Genomic DNA, 15,636 nt, shown 5'->3' on the forward strand with positions numbered 1-15,636 from the left:
TGGGGAGGCGCGCAGTTAGCAACGCCGCATGAGTCCCGCAAGAGAAAAAATGCACCTTTTGTCCCGCCCTTGTGCAGCGCCTCCCGGTACTTCACATTTGCAAGCGAAGGCCCACATGGGTGGCCTGACAGTTTATAGCATCGAAAGGCGGTACACGTGGCGAGCATGGGGTTGAACATCGACGAGCAGAAGGCGGTCGAGCGATTCAAGAAAGACGTAGTCGAGCCTTCGATGACCAGCCTGGTCATCCTGGATTTCTACGCCGACTGGTGTGGCCCCTGCAAAGCCCTGGCACCCATGCTGGAAAAGGTCGCGGCGGACTATGCCGACAAGGGCGTGGTCCTGAAGAAGATCGACGTCGACAAGGAACAGTTCATCGCCTCGCAGTTCCAGGTGCAATCGATCCCGATCGTCTACGCTATGTTCCAGGGCCAGCCTGTTGCCGACCTTACCAACGCGCGCAGCGAATCGCAGCTGAAGCAGACGCTCGACCAGATCCTCGCCCAAGTCCCCGTCCAGGCAGGCGCAGGCGCCGACCCGCAAGCGCAAGCCGCGCAGCAGGTGGAACAGTTCGTGGCGATGGGCGAGCAGGTCCTGGCCGAAGGCGATGCGCCGCGCGCTGCGGGCATTTTCGCGCAGGTGACGGAAATGGCTCCCGACAATGCGGAAGCGCACGCGGGCCTGATCCGCGCGCTCACGCAGGCGGATCAGATCGAGGAAGCGAAGAAGGTGCTCGATGCCGCGAAAGGCAATGCTGCCCTTGCTGAGCATCCCGCGATCGAAGTCGCGGCAAGCGCCCTGGAGCTTGCCGGAAACAAGGTGGACGACAGCGAACTTGCGGGCCTCAGGGACAAGGCCAAGTCCGACCCTGCCGACATGGATGCGCGCCTCGCCTACGCCGAAGCCGCCTTCGCGGCCGGACAGCGCGACGCTGCGGCCGAGGAACTGCTCGCAATGGTCCAAGCCGACCGCGATTGGAACGAAGGCGCCGCACGCGCCAAGCTGGTGGAGATCTTCGGCGCGGTCGGGCTGGAAGACCCTTGGGTCGTCGAAACCCGCCGCAAGCTTTCACGTCTCTTGTTCGGATAATTTATTGGCCCGCAAACTCTCCATATTCCCTTTGCCCGGCGCGATCCTGTTTCCCGGGCTGCAGTTGCCGCTCCACATTTTCGAGCCGCGCTATCGCGAGCTGGTCGGCAGTGCGCTGGCGAAGGATCGCCTCATCGCGATGATCCAGCCGCAAAATTCGGGCGAGAACTCTCCGCTGTACGAGGTCGGCTGCGTAGGCCGCATCGGCGATGTCGAAGCGCTGGAGGATGGCCGCTACAACATCGTGCTCGAAGGCGAGGCGCGCTTCAGGGTCCTGCGCGAACTCGACGTGACGACCGCATTCCGGCAGGTCGAGGCGGAATTCATCGAAGACCCCCAAAACGAAGTGCTGTCCAGCGTCGAGCGTGCTGCCTTCGAATTCGAGGCCAAGCGCTTCGCACTCATGCAGGGTTATACGGTCGATTGGGATTCGGTCGAACGGCTGGATGACGAAACCCTGATCAACGGGGTTGCGCAGATCATCCCCTTCGATTCAGCGGCCAAGCAGGCCCTTCTCGAAGCATCCAATCTTGCTGAACGCTGCGAATTGATGATCCAGCTGATGCAGTTCTTCGCTCTGCGCGATGACGATGACGAAATCGTCACCCTGCAATAGGCTCAGATTCCGAAACTGCCCTTCAGTCCGTCGATCACATATTGCGCCGCCAATGCCGCGAGCAGCACGCCGAGCAGGCGCGTGATCACCGCTTCGACGCGGTCGCCGAAGAATTTCATCAGCGGGCCTGCCGCCACCAGCGCGAGCATGGTGATGAACAGCACCGCGCCCAGAGCACCGAGTACCACGAGCGACTGCTCCAGCCCCGTCGCTTCGTTCATCAGCAGCATGATCGCCGCGATCGCGCCGGGACCGGCCAGCATCGGCATGGCCATGGGAAATACCGAAACGTCTTCGACCTCGGGCGTTGCAGCGACTTTCTGCGCACGGTCTTCGCGCCGCTGCGTACGCTTCTCGAACACCATCTCGAACGCGATCCAGAACAACATGAAGCCGCCTGCGATGCGGAAACTGTCGAGTTCGATATGCAAGGCGCTCAGCAGGTCCTCGCCGAACAGGGCGAAGATCAAGAGGATGATGGCCGCGATGAAACAGGCACGGATAGCCATGTTCCGTCGCTGGGCCGGGGTCGCCCCCTTGGTGAGACCTGCATAAATCGGCGCACAACCCGGCGGGTCGATAACGACGAACAGCGTGATGAAGGCCGAGATGAACAGCTGGGTCATTGTGCGGCGTCCGGTGCCAGAGCGTTATTCACGACCTGCTCCCATCCGTCTTCACCGGCCAGCCAGACGACATAGTGGCGCTCTCCCTGGCCGACGGACTGGAAGCCCCAGGCCAGGGTCCCGTCACGCGAAACGCGAAGCGGAATGGCGCTGTCCGGCTCGCCGGTTTCGACCTTGGCGTCGCACACGGCGACCGCGCTCGAGATCATGTCGGGCGCAACGGGCGCTTCGTCCTGCGGAAAGCCGAAGTCGAACACATAGCGATAATCGCCATTGCGCTGTCTCTGCCAGACCGTGTTGAATGTCCCGACCGAGCCGTCCGGATCGGTGAAACCACCCTGCGTCACGGCGAGCGAGCCATCGCAGCTCGACCAGACGCGATGCGGTTCCCAGCTGACCGCTTCGGGCGGGTTTTCCTGCGACCTGAGCCAGGGCTTGGCTTCTATCGCACCGTTGGGGCCAAAGATCAGTGCGCCGTCAGCTGCGTATTCGTCGAAGGCAGTCCACTGACCGTCCTCACGCGCGGCGCGGGCGAAGGCGAGTTCGGTAGCGATTACCTTGCTCACCTCTGCTGTCGGGGTCAGAAACCGGGTATAGCGATCGCGCTGGTTCGGCAGCGGAGCGCAGGCCGCGACGCTCGCCAGCGCACAGGCAGCCAAGGCGAGGCGCATACTCACAGGCTTTGCGGCACTTCCAGCCCGGCATTGCGGTGGGCGGCAACAAGGGTGTTGCGCAGGAGGACCGCGATCGTCATCGGACCCACACCGCCCGGAACAGGCGTGATCGCTGCGGCGATGCCTTCGGCGCCCGCATAATCGACATCGCCGACCAGTCGGCCCTTCTCCTCGCCTTCGGCAGGGGGCAGGCGGTTGATACCGACGTCGATCACCGTCGCGCCTTCCTTGAGCCATTCCGCCTTGACCATTTCCGCGCGGCCGACTGCGGCCACGACGATATCGGCGCGCTTGACCACCGACGGCAGGTCCTTCGTCCGGCTGTGCGCGATTGTCACGGTGGCGTTGGCGTCGAGCAGGAGCTGCGCCATCGGCTTGCCGACGATGTTCGAACGGCCGATCACGACCGCTTCGAGGCCGGACAGGTCACCCAGCCGGTCGGTCAGCAGCATCATGCAGCCAAGCGGTGTGCAGGGCACGAAGCCGTTCTGCCCCACGGCAAGCCGTCCGGCGTTGGTCACGTGGAAACCGTCCACGTCCTTGTCCGGGCTGATCGATGCGATCACCGACTGCTCGTCGAGATGATCAGGCAACGGCAGCTGCACCAGGATGCCATCGACCGCATCGTCTGCATTTAGCTGTTCGACAAGCGCCAGCAAATCCGCCTCGCTGGTGTCGACCGGCAGGCGGTGCTCGAAACTTTCCATGCCCGCGGCCACCGTCGCCTTGTGCTTCGAGCGCACATAGACCTGGCTGGCAGGATCCTCGCCCACCAGCACAACTGCGAGACCGGCCTTGCGGCCTGCCTTCTGTTCGAACTGCCCGGCAAGCGCGCCGACACGCTCCCTCAGGAGGGCGGCGAAGGCTTTTCCGTCGATACGTTCAGCGGTCATAGCGAGTAGATGATGTTCCCGAGGACGATGAGGATGACGTTCATCAGGATGATGAGCACCAGGGGCGAGAAGTCGATCATCCCTGTCTGCGGCAGCAGGTTGCGGATCGGGCGGAGCACCGGATCGAGCAGGCGGTTGATGCCTTCGTAGAAGCTCATCAGGAATTCGTTGCGGCCCACCACGTTGAAGGCGAACAGCAGCCCGATGATGAACTGGATGATGATCAGCATCACGAACACGCTCGTGAGCATTTCGAGTATCTGGTAGAGTGTGATGAGCACTAGGGTCTATCCCGCTGGTGTGTGTGCAATCCCGATGGCGATGCGTCTTACACGCGCAAGACGCCCCGCGCCAAGCCCTATCGGGCGCTTATCAAGGTGCCTGCGCCCCTTGCGGTGAAGAATTCGAGCAGCATGGCGTGCGGCACGCGCCCGTCGAGGACGACTGCCGCTTCGCATCCCGCCTCAACCGCGCTCACGCAGGTTTCCAGCTTGGGGATCATGCCGCCGCTGATCGTCCCGTCTTCGCGCAGCGCAGCAATGTCCGCAGGCGTCAGGTCCGTAAGGAGTGCGCCGCTCTTGTCGAGTACGCCCGGAACGTCGGTCAGCAGCAGCAATCGCGCAGCGCCAAGAGCCGAGGCGAGAGCGCCCGCCATGGTGTCGGCATTGATGTTGTAGGTGTGTCCGTCCTCGCCTGTACCGATAGGGGCAATGATCGGGATCATGCCTGCGGCCGTAGCGGTTTCGATGATCGTAGTGTCGACCGCGCTCGGCTCGCCCACGAAACCGAGGTCGAGCGCGCGTTCGATATTGCTTTCGGGATCCTTGGTCGTGCGTTCGACCTTGCGCGCGGTGACGAGCCCTCCGTCCTTGCCGGAAAGGCCCACTGCCTTGCCGCCTGCCCGCGCGATCGAGGATACCAGCGCCTTGTTGATTGCGCCCGACAGGACCATCTCGGCGACTTCTGCCGTCGCCTTGTCGGTTACGCGCAAGCCGTCGACGAAGGTGCTTTCGACACCCAGCTTCTTGAGCATCGCGCCGATCTGCGGACCACCGCCATGCACGACCACGGGATTGATGCCGACGGCCTTGAGCAGGACGATGTCTTCGGCAAATTCACGCGCCGCCTCTTCGTCGCCCATGGCGTTGCCGCCGTATTTCACGACGAAACTTCGACCGGCGTAGCGCTGGAAGTAGGGCAGCGCCTCGATCAGCGTCTGCGCCTTGGTGCTTGCCTCGTGCATCGCCTGGCCGGTGTCCTCGCTCAAACTCGTGCTCCATCCATACGCAAAGCCCGCGCATCCCCGTGACTGGGGAGCGCAGGCGTTAGCGTGCCCGAGGTGCGGGCGAAAGGGGGCGCGTTATTCCTGCGCCGGCATCTGCTCGATTTCAACATCGGGATCGAGGTCTTCGCCATTGACCGGCGCTTCACCGAATTCGCCTTCGGGCGAGACCGGGACCGAGGTCGTCGTCGGCAGCGGATCGGGCACTTCACCGGTGGTCTCGCCGACCGGGACCGGCTCTTCGCCGCCATCGGTGTTGAAGATGTAGAACAGGAACACCAGCGTCATCAGGACGATCAGCGCCACCCACAGCCAGCGGGTACCGGGTTTGCTATCGGGAACGGGGTCGGTCATCGGGAACTCCTTCTTGCTTTCCTGTCCAATGCCTTGCCCCCGCCACCCGTTCCGAAACGGCCATGCTTGAGCGCGAGCGCAGGGAGTGGCACAGCTGCCGCATGAACCACGCCAACCTCCTCGCCATCGCCCCCATCGTCGCCCTTGCCGCTTGCGCGAGCATGCCCGACGCTCCGCGCCTCGCCCCTTCGCAGGAGCGGTTCTGGGATGCGCTCTCCAGCCATTGCGGCAACGCCTACGAAGGCGGTCTCGCCAGCAGCGACGAACGCGACGCCGATTGGTCGGGCAAGCGCATGATCGCGCACTGGGCCGATTGCTCCGATACGCGCGTCGCCATCGCCTTCCACGTCGAGGATGCCGAGGCACCGGGCGGCTGGAACCGCTCGCGCACCTGGCTCGTCAGCCGCACCGCCGACGGCCTTCGCCTGAAGCACGACCACCGCCACGAGGACGGGAGCGAGGATACGGTGACCCAGTACGGCGGCGACACGCTGTCGAGCGGAACCGCGCGCATCCAGGACTTCCCGGTCGACGCCTTCTCCATCGCCCTGTTCGAACGCGAAGGGCTGGACGCGTCGCTCACCAATGTGTGGCGCATCGAGGTCGACGATGCCCAAGCAGGCGGCGCACGCTTCGCCTATCAGCTGACCCGCCGCAACGACCCCACCCGCCTGTTCCGGGTGGAGTTCGACGCGAGCGATCCGGTCGCCCCGCCCCCGCCCGCCTGGGGCTGGTAAGCCCGGGCTGCAAAGTTGGAGTGGCCCGAGCGCAGCTCCGACAGAGTGGAACGGGTGGAACACGGTCCTGGCGGTAAAAACTTCGGTTACGCAAAGCGGCCCCGCATCCAGCAGGGATACGGGCCGTGAAAGGGCGATTGGGCATCTCCTCAGGAGAGCAGGTCGCCCAGCAGTAGGAAAGCGCCAGTAGTCACCGCGTCGTGAACCACAGCATAAGCGTGGCGAATAGGATTACCTGGATGCAGGCGATTGCGTGCAGCCGGTTGGAGAACGGCTCCTTGCGCGTCTTGTGGCGCAGCATGGCGCGCGCAGCATAAGCGCCCAGCGTGCCGCCTGCGAAGGCCCAGCCCAAAAGGCTCGCTTCGCTCAGCCGCCAACCGCCGCTTTCGGCCAGCACCTTGTCCGCCATGAACGCAAAGAACGCGACCAGATTGATCGCGATCAGGTAATAGACGAACCATTCCAGCAGGGTGAATTCGACAGGCATGACACGCTCCGCTCTCGGGCTTTCAAACTCGGGATCAGCGACGCCGTCTGTTGTGCTTGTGCGAAAGGAAATACCCGGCCTTCGCAGATGCGGTATTGTCGATTTACGACATTTGTTTGTTTCGCCTCAAACGCCGGCGGGGGCGTTCGCCCCTTTGGCTATCCTCGCTCGTGCGACCTTAAGGTCGCGTCGCTGCGGGCGCGCGGTCGCGCTTGCGGGCCGCTGGCCCGTTTGGTGCAGGGCGCGAAGCGGTGGTGCGTCAGGCGGCCCTGACCTTGGTGACGATCGCGGTGATTTCGTCGAGGAGGCCGAGGCGTTTTCTCTTCAGCTGCTCGGTGCGCTCGTCGCTGGCGGCTTCTGTTTCCGCCTCGATGCGGTGCACTTCGCGGTTCACCTCGTGATATTCGTCCGCCAGCCGCGCGTAATGAGCATCCTCCTGCTTCAACCGCGTGATGAGGTCCCGGTCGCGGGCGAAGATCTTGGTCAGTTCATTGGGTGTGTGCTGCGACATGATTGCATCCTTTGGCTGTGTGCGTTGAGCCAGACCTAGACCGCACGGCCCGTCCCTTCTTTGCGGCAGATCAAATTTTTGCGGAGATTTGCGCAATGCGGCCCTTGACTTGCCAATTCGCACCCGCGCCCCTACCAGCCTGCCCTGCTTGCGGAGAGGCCGCAGGTGACGCTGCGCTGATGAAGAGGAGGCAGCCCATGTTTGCATTGCTGCACCCACCCCACGCGCCGCCGCGCCCGAAGGCGCGCGTCACCGCCTGACCTGCCTCGCATACGAGGGGGCCGGGCTTGGCTCTCCTCCTGCGAGGAAATTCCAAATGTACGTAAGGTTCACCGTGCCGGTCGAGCACGGCGGGACGGTCACGCGCATGAACATTGCGCCGGGGCCATTCCGGATTGCCAGCGGCCTCCTGTGGAAGGGGGACCGCGACAGCGACCCTGTCCTGATTGCCCTGAGAAGGGAACTGGACTGGTTCAACGACAAGCTCCCGGTGCCCCGGCGTTTTCACGTCCGGGCGCGCCGGGTCTGGTGGAGCGACGGCGTCTGCTGGTTCCGCGACGATGCCCGCGAGATGCTTGCCCATATGCATGCGCTCGTCAGTCTCGTGGAAGAAGTCGGCGTTCCCGTCACACGCAGCTGGACCCGCGATCCGGGCCAGCTGCTTTATCGCGACCGCTGGCAGGTGGTCGCAATGCCCGAGAAGAGGAGGTTGCAATGACCGAATACTATGAAGACACGCCCAACTTTCGAGCGGACTTCCAAACGCCGCAAGGGCTTCCTCAGCGAAACGCGGGTCAAGCGTGGGCATCGGACCATAAAGGGCGGTGCGGTCGAGCTGCTTGAAAAGCTCGGCCGCAACGATCCCTGCCCGTGTGGTTCGGGAAAGAGATTTCAAGCGGTGCTGCCTGAAGAGCAAACGCTTCGACGGGTCGCAGCGGCGTGACTACTGGCGGTGAGCTTCGCCGTTGAAGCTGCGGGGCACGGCGCTATCGTGAGGGCGTGGGCAAGATCCTTCCCTTCAGGCGCAGGCCGGACAGGCGCGTGCCCCGCTTTCACCGCAAGCCGGTGAGGCGCAGGTCTCGCAAGGGCGGCTGGCGAGCAGCCGTGACTGTCATTCTCACGCTGGCGCTGGTGGCTGCCTGGGTCCTGTTCGAGGACCGCATCGGGCCGCGTCCCGAGATGACCGAGGTGGCCTCGAGCTTCGGGCTGTGCGGCGAAGGCTGGGGTGCCTGCGTGGTCGACGGGGACACGGTGCGGATCGGCGAGCGGCGCATCCGGCTCACCGGCTTCGACGCGCCGGAGATGGACGGGGCGTGCGAGGCCGAGCGGGTCAAGGCGCGCGATGCCCGCACGGCCCTCCACCAATGGCTATCGCAAGGCCGCTTCAGCTGGACCGGCGGCCAGGACCCACCCCGCGACCGCTACGGCCGCGAACTGCGCGCCGCCTACCGAGGCGGAGAGAAGCTGGCGGACCACATGATCGACGCTGGCCTCGCCGAGGGAGATGGCTGGATGGGGAACGTCAACTGGTGCCGATGACGCGCAATGACGCTTCCTAGGAAAAACGCGCGTCTATCTCCTCTTTGAGCGATGCAAAATTCGCATGGCCGGTCACCGGCGCAACGCGCTCTGCCCACATGGCATCGATTTCTTGCGCGATCGAGGCCGGGAGAACCTTTGCATCGCTTCCGCTGGCCTGCACCTTGGTGGAATCGCTATTTGCGGGAATGCCGAGATGCTTGTCCATCACGGCACACACCAGCGCGTCGTCGAACCGGTCCTTGTGGCGGTGCATGAATTCGCGGTCGGTGGCATCGACCACCATTTCGACCAGGTCGTCTCTTGCATCGATGCCAAGGAACGAGGCCATTTCGCGGATCATCCGCCGCTTGTTTTCGACGACCCATCGATAGGTGACGAGCAGCGTGTCCGGCTCGTCCCGCCGCGCATACCAGCTCAGCAGGTGAGTGAAATAGTCGCAGCCGCCCGGGCCGCCGCCAAGCCATAGCGGCATGAATTTTTCGAGCGAGAGTGCGCCCTTTTCCAGATGCCACCCGTCGAAGAAGCGGTACATCGAAACATAGGTCTCGTGCGGATCGCGCAGCGTCACGACATAGCGCGACCCTTCCGGAAGCCGTTCGTACTCGCGATGGGACTTGAAGCCGCGCGGCGCCGCCTTTTGCGGCGCATGCATGTCGAAATCGATCATGGTCGCGGTGTCTTCCCACGGCACCACGCCGCTGATGTCCGTGAAGTCCATGTCGATGGCACCGGTGAGGTGCGCCATGCGAAGCTGGTGGAACATCTGCTGGGAGAGCGTCGTCCCGCTCTTGGCCCAGCTGGTGATGTAGACATCGTCCGGTTGCGGCACGATGGAATGGCGCGCCTCAGGCTGCGTGAGCCCCGCCAAGGCCCCCATGTTCGCCCCGAATTCCTCGATACTGCGGGCGCGTCGCCCTACTCCGACAGGCATAATCGGCCCTCCCCGGTTCCGGCGACCCGAGACCGAGGAATATGTCACGAAGTGCGGGGAGTGTGAAGCCCGCTTACCCGGGCGAGTAGCGACGCCGGACCATATGATCGACGCCGGGCTCTCCGAGGGGGATGGCGGGGGTTGGAGGAGTCTGTGGTGTTGAGGAGTTTTGGCCTTTCGCACCGACCTCCGTCGGTGCGTCCTCGCTAGACGTGCGGCAAACCGCACCCGCTGCGGGCGGGCAGTCGCCCTTGCGATCGGCTAGTCGCCGACCGGGTCAGCGCCCGAGAGTTAGACCGGTTCTTGGTCGTGCCAACCAAAGCGCGAACGCGCTCCACACGGCGTTTCTGAGCGAAAACAAATCACTGGATCGATTACAGCCTCGATCACGGCCTGTTCCATCCCACTCCCCCGACATCGGGCAATGTACAATGGCTCAAAACTCCAGAGTGGCAAACTTTTGGTTGCCCCGCCAAAAAACGGGCGGTCCAACCAGAAGCCTGCGAACCGAAACTCGGTGACCTAGAGCGTATCAACCGTCCTGTTCGATACGTTTTGCACGATTCTGAGCAACCAGGCTTGGTAAGCTGAAAGAATAGCGGACGAATGCTTCCGTGAACTTTTGGATGGCCACCCCATCCTCTTGAGTTTCGGGCTCTTCGTCGTGGACCGCATCATTTCCGTCGAGCCGAATTTCATGCGACCATTCCCCCATGGCCTCTGTCAATAAGCCCGAAGCGACCAAACCCTCGATACGTCGAAAGAGGTTCTTTTTCTTATTCTCAGGATCCAGAAGTTTCGTCGCTACATCGAGGGTTTTTCGGAACATCGCCCCAGCCGCATCCCAGCGTTGGCCAGCTAGATTCTCTAGGCCTTGGAGATAGAACCTCTCAATATTTGGTGGCAAATCTTCAGGAATAGCCATCTGCGGCTCGGGCCATACATTCACGATCCGATAGTCTATAGACGGGAAATCGTAAGTCCGCGCCGCGAAATCCTTTGGGAAGGGACCGCTCTGACTAACTACGGTGAGCGTCACTCCGAGGTTGCAAACCGCACATATAGCCAACAAATTCGACCGAGAGGGGCTGGTTCTATGCGCCCACTGCAGAGTAACCACAAAACCAGCGGCTGTGGTCAAACAGTGGGGGCAATCAAGCCGAAATTGGGTGCCCGCCAACCCTCCTACTCCGCCGCCACGGCCCCTTCGCCAGCCTCGTCGCCGAACAGGCCCGGGCCGTCGTCGGTGGTTTCTTCCTCGTTCGCGGCCTTGGCGCTCTGGCGCTTGTCGAAGCTCGACCAGACGGTGTTCCAGTCGCCCTTGGTTGCGCCCTTGGAGTATTCGGTGGCGCGCTGTTCGAAGAAGTTGGCGTGCTCCACACCGTTGATCAGCGGGGCGAGCCAGGGCAGCGGGTGATCGTCGACCATGTAGATCGGCTGCATGCCCAGCTGGCCCAGGCGCCAGTCGGCGATGTAGCGGATGTACTTCTTGATGTCCTTGGGCGTCATGCCCGACACCGGACCCATTTCGAAGGCGAGGTCGATGAAGTTGTCTTCCAGGCGCACGGTCTTCTGGCAGATGTCGACGATGTCTTCCTTGACCGCCTTGGTCAGGCAGTCCCGCTCGCGCACGAATTCGTGGAACATGCGGATGATGCCTTCGCAGTGAAGGCTCTCGTCGCGGATCGACCAGCTGACGATCTGGCCCATGCCCTTCATCTTGTTGAAGCGCGGGAAGTTCATCAGCATCGCGAAGCTGGCGAACAGCTGCATGCCTTCGGTGAAGGCGCCGAACATGGCCAGCGTGCGGGCGATGTCTTCATCGTTGTCGACGCCGAACTGCTGCATGTAATTGTGCTTGTCGGCCATTTCCTCATACTCGAGGAAGGCGGAGTATTCGCTTTCCGGCATGCCGATCGTGTCGAGCAGGTGGCTGTATGCTGCGATGTGTACCGTCTCCATGTTGGAGAAGGCGGTCAGCATCATCTTGATCTCGGTCGGCTTGAACACGCGGCCGTATTTGTCGTGGTAGCAATCCTGCACCTCGACGTCGGCCTGGGTGAAGAAACGGAAGATCTGCGTGAGCAGGTTGCGCTCGTGCTCGGACAGCTTCTGCGCCCAGTCGCGGCAGTCTTCGCCCAGCGGAACTTCTTCCGGCATCCAGTGGATCTGCTGCTGGCGTTTCCAGAAGTCGTAGGCCCACGGATATTCGAAGGGTTTGTAGGTCTTGCGGGCTTCGAGCAACGACATCTTGTGCTTCTCCGGTTGGCAGCTGAGCGTCCTATATAAGGAATCATGCCTGTGATTCGATAGCAAGGGTAAAGAATTACGCGGGGATAAGACGGCAAAATCTGTGCACGGTTTGCGACAAACCGCCGGAACACGAGGGGGCGTGGCGGGTTGGTTGAGTGAAGACAGACAAAGACAGATTTTTGGAGAGACCCCATGGGCCAGTATGAACCCAACGACAGCCGCGACGTGACGCTCAACCAGGGGCACGAACCCTTCGGCCTCGAACGCACCGGACCCCGCGAAGGCGAAACGCGCCAGCAGGAACAGTCCGAGGATGCACAGGCGCAGCGCGGCTATGGCAATGCGCGCAATGAAGACGGCACGATGGAACAGGATGTCGCCACCGCCGACCTCGGCAACCAGCCGCTCGCGCAGGGCAGCGCCGATGCCCAGCCGGGCGAGATTTCCGGCCAGCCGGACGAGCGCGCCAAGGCCGACGCCAACCGCCCGCTCGGCGAGAGCTGAGCTTACCAGTTCGGGGACTGGCGGACCTTAGTCCGGTTTTTCCCCTTTTGCGGGCTTCGGCTCCGCATCCCCGACGCCCCGCCTCGCAAGAGGTTGGGGCGTCAACTTTTTTGCGCCCTAGCGCTGCGCTGCTTGAGGGCTCGGCGTGTCCCCGATGCTGCCGTCGCGTGACTATCCTCTGAGCCGTGCACGAGCCTCGACGAAGCGTGGACCGTATCTCGTTGCCGCCCGTTAATAGGGTATAACCAACTCAAAACGCTCGGTTATCCGGGCAGAAAGTACACTATGTTCGAGAAGATCCGCATCAAGGAACACATGGAAGTCGCCAACTACGAAGGCCAGCACGTCGGTACGGTCGACGCGGTCCAGGACGACGCCATCAAGCTGACGAAGTCGGACAGTGCAGATGACATGCACCACTTCCTCTCGCTGGATGACGTCGAGAAGATCGACGACAACCGTATCTACCTCAAGGAAAGCGCACGCATTCCCGAAGGTCTGGGCAATAAGGCAGTCATGCAGGACGCCTGAACCCGCCCTACCCGGTGGTAAATGACCGGGTAAGAAATCAACGAAATCGAAAGGCTCCGGCTGCTACACGCGGTCGGAGCCTTTCGTTCGTCATATCAGGAAGAATAGCGGGTCGAACCCGCAAGATATAATATGAGTTTGTCGCAAATCCTTCCCGCCTCGCTGCGCCAGCCCGTTTTCGGGCGTGCTCGCGCAATGGCCGCGAAGGAGGGGATCGACCTGCGCAACTGGGACACGCTCGATCGGCACATCGATTCACAAATGCGTTTCCAGACGTTGCTCGGCATGGTCATCGTCGCCGCATCCACGGCGGTCTTCGCGATCATCGCACCCGGGAAGCTCGCGCTCGATACGCTATTGGAGGTTTCCTGCGTCGTCGCGCTGCAGGTCATCACGCTGGCACTACCGACGCGCCTGCGCCGCCTGCGCCTTGCGCTCGAAGGACTGCAGATTATCGCTTTTGCTTCGGTGATCCTGCTCATGGCCGGCAAGCTGCAGCCTGACGAGCGGATCTTCCATGTTTTCGCGACATACCTGCTGCTTGGTATTGCGACACCCGCCCTACCTTACCGGCCGGCCTACTCGGCTTTGTTCGTTGCAGGCTTTATCGCGATGCTTGCACTCGTCCTGCCGCTGCGCCTTCCGAATGGAATTCCGTTCCTTTCGATGCTGTTGCTCTCGGTCATCATCGGTATCGGGAGCTGGGTGCTTGCCTATCGCACGTGGCAGCTGACCATAGAAAACCTGCTTTTGGCGGAAAGCCACCGGCGCAGGCTCGATGAGCTTGAGCAGGCGAATGGCAGGCTGAAGATCCTGGCCAGCCACGATCCGCTGACCGGGCTCGCCAATCGCCGCCATGCTACGCAAATGTTCGAAGACCGGTTCGTGAAGGCCGCCGATACGGGAGTGGGCGTGTTCCTGCTCGATATCGATCACTTCAAGGCTTTCAACGATCGCTACGGGCACCAGGCAGGCGACGATTGCCTACGCTCGGTCGCGGAAACGCTTGGCTATTTTGCGCGTCAGTATCACGGGATTGCGGCGCGCTATGGCGGCGAGGAATTCGTATTGGTGGCCAAGTCCGACGGGGCGCGTCATGCGGCTCGGATTGCCGAGGAACTGAGGCTCGCCATCGAGCGCATCGAAGTCCCGGTGGGAGAAGCAGAAGCCGCCGCCACCTGTTCTGCCAGCATCGGGGTTGCCCTTCATAGCGGCGCGGAAAATCCCACATTGAGCCATCTGCTCTCGCTGGCAGACGAGGCCCTCTACGAAGCGAAAAACGCCGGTCGCAACCGCGTCAAGCTGGCCGCCTAACGGCCCATCACTTGCTCGATCAACTCGTCAATTACGACGAAGGACTTGTCGCGCGTGTAGGCATGGGCGGGCCCTTCCGGTAAATCCGGAATACGCCCCCCGCCAGCGTCCTTGAGGGCAAGCCAAGACCGTAATTGTTCTGCGATCCTCGAAGGGTCCTGCGTCGCTATTCCGAAATTTCCGTCACGCACAATCTGCACTGCTTCCCCGCTCTCCAGACCAGTGGCCAAGATCGGTCGGCGCGCACCGATGTACTCGAACAACTTGCCGGGGATGACATGATCCTCTGCCGGATCGGGCCAGCGGCACATCAGCAGCACGTCTGCCGCCCGCTCCACCGCCAGGACCTCGCTGCGGGGCAGGAAATCATGAACTTCGACGCTGTCTGACACGCCGTATTCCGCGATCCGCTGGTCGAGAAACCCGTATTCGTCATGGTAAAAAATGGCGCGGACCTTGCGCCGGTCTTCGCCCAGCATGGCGATCGCTTCGAACAGGGCCTTGGGATCGCGCCGTTCGGCATAGATCAAGCCGGCGTGAATGATGGTCAACCGACCGGGATCGAGCGGCTCGGGTAACGGTGTCAAGCCTTCGAAATCGCTTTCGACCCAGCCGTTGCGGGCGAGTTCCACCCGCTTGCCGGTTTGCCGCGCCAACGTCTGCCGCGCGCCATCGGTCACGGCGACGAAAGCATCGGCGCGGCGTTGCACCCGTCGCCCCTGCCATTCGTAATAGCGGGTGAGGAAGGGGTGACGCTCGATATAGGGGTTATCGACCCACAGGTCCCGCTGTTCGCAGATCCAGGGCAGGCCTGTCGCCGAGGCGATCTGTCCGGCAGCGATATGGACGGAATGTGGCGGCCCGGAAGAATACACGAGATCGAAGGCTTCATCGCCGCCCAGCTCGATCACCTTCTGCACCGCCCGCGGCACCCAATTTGCGCGAAACCGGTCGGGCATCTGGCGTGCTAGCCACAGCCATCGCTTCAGCTTGCCGGGCTTGCTACCGGGTGTGGCCTTGGTATCGGCGCCGCTTTGCGATCCCTGCGGCTCCGACTTGTCGATCGGCAGCATGTGGGTGGCGAGATTGGGGTGGTCGAGTTCGGTATGGATGCCACTCGCCGTGCCTATGCGAGCACCGATGACGGTGACCTTGTGCCCCTGTCGCGCCCAATGCAGGGCAAGCGCACCGGTGCGCGCCGCACCAGCCTGGGCATAGGGCGGAAAGTTCGGCGTGATGAAAAGGATGCGCTGCGGACCCATCGCCCCCTAGGTGCCCCGCATGGGCGAAAA

21 protein-coding genes are annotated in these 15,636 nt (G+C 62.5%); 9 read left to right on the forward strand and 12 right to left on the reverse strand.

Going from position 1 to position 15,636, the window contains the following annotated elements:
• The first annotated feature begins 165 nt into the window (after positions 1-165).
• Together GRI34_RS09730 and GRI34_RS09735 are read left to right on the forward strand one after the other, a co-directional pair.
• Positions 166-1,089 carry a tetratricopeptide repeat protein gene (locus tag GRI34_RS09730; protein ID WP_160596480.1) on the forward strand — a complete coding sequence of 308 codons (924 nt, stop codon included), beginning with the start codon at positions 166-168 and terminating at the stop codon, positions 1,087-1,089.
• Between the two features lie 4 nt (positions 1,090-1,093).
• The gene (locus GRI34_RS09735; RefSeq protein ID WP_160595756.1) at positions 1,094-1,705 is read left to right on the forward strand and encodes an LON peptidase substrate-binding domain-containing protein; all 612 of its coding nucleotides are present in this window, start codon (positions 1,094-1,096) and stop codon (positions 1,703-1,705) included.
• Positions 1,706-1,707: 2 nt separating this feature from the next.
• On the opposite strand, the gene GRI34_RS09740 is transcribed toward GRI34_RS09735, so the two are convergent.
• The 6 genes from GRI34_RS09740 to GRI34_RS09765 all read right to left on the reverse strand — a co-directional run bounded on the left by GRI34_RS09740 (position 1,708) and on the right by GRI34_RS09765 (position 5,534).
• Positions 1,708-2,331: a MarC family protein gene (locus GRI34_RS09740; RefSeq protein WP_160595757.1), complete on the reverse strand. Its 624-nt coding sequence runs from the start codon at positions 2,329-2,331 to the stop codon at positions 1,708-1,710.
• The gene (locus GRI34_RS09745; protein ID WP_160595758.1) at positions 2,328-3,008 is read right to left on the reverse strand and encodes a Cif family virulence factor; all 681 of its coding nucleotides are present in this window, start codon (positions 3,006-3,008) and stop codon (positions 2,328-2,330) included. The genes GRI34_RS09740 and GRI34_RS09745 overlap by 4 nt, the downstream gene beginning before the upstream one ends.
• The gene (gene folD, locus GRI34_RS09750; protein ID WP_090476708.1) at positions 3,005-3,898 is read right to left on the reverse strand and encodes a bifunctional methylenetetrahydrofolate dehydrogenase/methenyltetrahydrofolate cyclohydrolase FolD; all 894 of its coding nucleotides are present in this window, start codon (positions 3,896-3,898) and stop codon (positions 3,005-3,007) included. Before folD ends, GRI34_RS09745 begins: the two co-directional genes overlap by 4 nt.
• Complete coding sequence (locus GRI34_RS09755) at positions 3,895-4,179, reverse strand: YggT family protein (RefSeq protein ID WP_325065209.1); 285 nt, start codon at positions 4,177-4,179, stop codon at positions 3,895-3,897. Before GRI34_RS09755 ends, folD begins: the two co-directional genes overlap by 4 nt.
• Before the next feature lie 77 nt (positions 4,180-4,256).
• Positions 4,257-5,141 carry an acetylglutamate kinase gene (argB, locus tag GRI34_RS09760; RefSeq protein ID WP_090478317.1) on the reverse strand — a complete coding sequence of 295 codons (885 nt, stop codon included), beginning with the start codon at positions 5,139-5,141 and terminating at the stop codon, positions 4,257-4,259.
• A 117-nt stretch (positions 5,142-5,258) separates the two neighbouring features.
• Positions 5,259-5,534 (reverse strand): hypothetical protein, encoded by a 276-nt coding sequence (locus tag GRI34_RS09765; RefSeq protein ID WP_090476710.1) that lies wholly within the window; start codon positions 5,532-5,534, stop codon positions 5,259-5,261.
• A gap of 101 nt (positions 5,535-5,635) precedes the next feature.
• Between GRI34_RS09765 and GRI34_RS09770 the strand changes: the two genes are divergently transcribed.
• Complete coding sequence (locus GRI34_RS09770; RefSeq protein ID WP_160595759.1) at positions 5,636-6,271, forward strand: hypothetical protein; 636 nt, start codon at positions 5,636-5,638, stop codon at positions 6,269-6,271.
• A 190-nt stretch (positions 6,272-6,461) separates the two neighbouring features.
• Here GRI34_RS09770 and GRI34_RS09775 read toward each other — a convergent pair whose 3' ends face one another.
• Positions 6,462-6,758 (reverse strand): DUF1294 domain-containing protein, encoded by a 297-nt coding sequence (locus GRI34_RS09775; protein WP_160595760.1) that lies wholly within the window; start codon positions 6,756-6,758, stop codon positions 6,462-6,464.
• 259 nt (positions 6,759-7,017) lie between these two features.
• Positions 7,018-7,269, reverse strand: coding sequence for a YdcH family protein (locus GRI34_RS09780; RefSeq protein WP_160595761.1), 252 nt, complete (start codon positions 7,267-7,269; stop codon positions 7,018-7,020).
• 316 nt (positions 7,270-7,585) lie between these two features.
• Between GRI34_RS09780 and GRI34_RS09785 the strand changes: the two genes are divergently transcribed.
• The 3 genes from GRI34_RS09785 to GRI34_RS13295 all read left to right on the forward strand — a co-directional run bounded on the left by GRI34_RS09785 (position 7,586) and on the right by GRI34_RS13295 (position 8,808).
• Positions 7,586-7,987, forward strand: a complete 402-nt coding sequence (locus GRI34_RS09785) for a hypothetical protein (protein WP_160595762.1) — start codon at positions 7,586-7,588, stop codon at positions 7,985-7,987.
• 9 nt (positions 7,988-7,996) lie between these two features.
• Positions 7,997-8,212, forward strand: coding sequence for an SEC-C metal-binding domain-containing protein (locus GRI34_RS13460; protein WP_160595763.1), 216 nt, complete (start codon positions 7,997-7,999; stop codon positions 8,210-8,212).
• 122 nt (positions 8,213-8,334) lie between these two features.
• Positions 8,335-8,808, forward strand: a complete 474-nt coding sequence (locus tag GRI34_RS13295; RefSeq protein WP_160595764.1) for a thermonuclease family protein — start codon at positions 8,335-8,337, stop codon at positions 8,806-8,808.
• A 16-nt stretch (positions 8,809-8,824) separates the two neighbouring features.
• Here the strand turns inward: GRI34_RS13295 and GRI34_RS09800 are convergent, their stop codons facing one another.
• From GRI34_RS09800 to GRI34_RS09810, 3 genes are all read right to left on the reverse strand, one after another.
• A complete protein-coding gene (locus tag GRI34_RS09800) occupies positions 8,825-9,742 on the reverse strand; it encodes a sulfotransferase domain-containing protein (protein ID WP_160595765.1) in 918 nt (305 codons plus the stop codon).
• Between the two features lie 532 nt (positions 9,743-10,274).
• The gene (locus GRI34_RS13300) at positions 10,275-10,781 is read right to left on the reverse strand and encodes a DUF4145 domain-containing protein (RefSeq protein ID WP_160595766.1); all 507 of its coding nucleotides are present in this window, start codon (positions 10,779-10,781) and stop codon (positions 10,275-10,277) included.
• A 146-nt stretch (positions 10,782-10,927) separates the two neighbouring features.
• Positions 10,928-11,992, reverse strand: a complete 1,065-nt coding sequence (locus GRI34_RS09810; protein ID WP_160595767.1) for a ribonucleotide-diphosphate reductase subunit beta — start codon at positions 11,990-11,992, stop codon at positions 10,928-10,930.
• Between the two features lie 195 nt (positions 11,993-12,187).
• On the opposite strand from GRI34_RS09810, the gene GRI34_RS09815 reads away from it, so the two are divergent.
• The 3 genes from GRI34_RS09815 (at position 12,188) to GRI34_RS09825 (ending at position 14,344) form a co-directional block, all read left to right on the forward strand.
• Complete coding sequence (locus GRI34_RS09815; RefSeq protein WP_160595768.1) at positions 12,188-12,499, forward strand: hypothetical protein; 312 nt, start codon at positions 12,188-12,190, stop codon at positions 12,497-12,499.
• 285 nt (positions 12,500-12,784) lie between these two features.
• Positions 12,785-13,030 carry a DUF2171 domain-containing protein gene (locus GRI34_RS09820; RefSeq protein WP_160595769.1) on the forward strand — a complete coding sequence of 82 codons (246 nt, stop codon included), beginning with the start codon at positions 12,785-12,787 and terminating at the stop codon, positions 13,028-13,030.
• Between the two features lie 132 nt (positions 13,031-13,162).
• Positions 13,163-14,344 (forward strand): GGDEF domain-containing protein, encoded by a 1,182-nt coding sequence (locus tag GRI34_RS09825; RefSeq protein ID WP_160595770.1) that lies wholly within the window; start codon positions 13,163-13,165, stop codon positions 14,342-14,344.
• On the opposite strand, the gene GRI34_RS09830 is transcribed toward GRI34_RS09825, so the two are convergent.
• A complete protein-coding gene (locus GRI34_RS09830; RefSeq protein ID WP_160595771.1) occupies positions 14,341-15,606 on the reverse strand; it encodes a glycosyltransferase family 4 protein in 1,266 nt (421 codons plus the stop codon). The two genes, GRI34_RS09825 and GRI34_RS09830, sit on opposite strands and share 4 nt — an antisense overlap.
• Positions 15,607-15,636: the final 30 nt, after the last annotated feature.

This window comes from Qipengyuania aquimaris, from assembly GCF_009827445.1.
Classification (GTDB): Bacteria; Pseudomonadota; Alphaproteobacteria; order Sphingomonadales; family Sphingomonadaceae; genus Qipengyuania; species Qipengyuania aquimaris.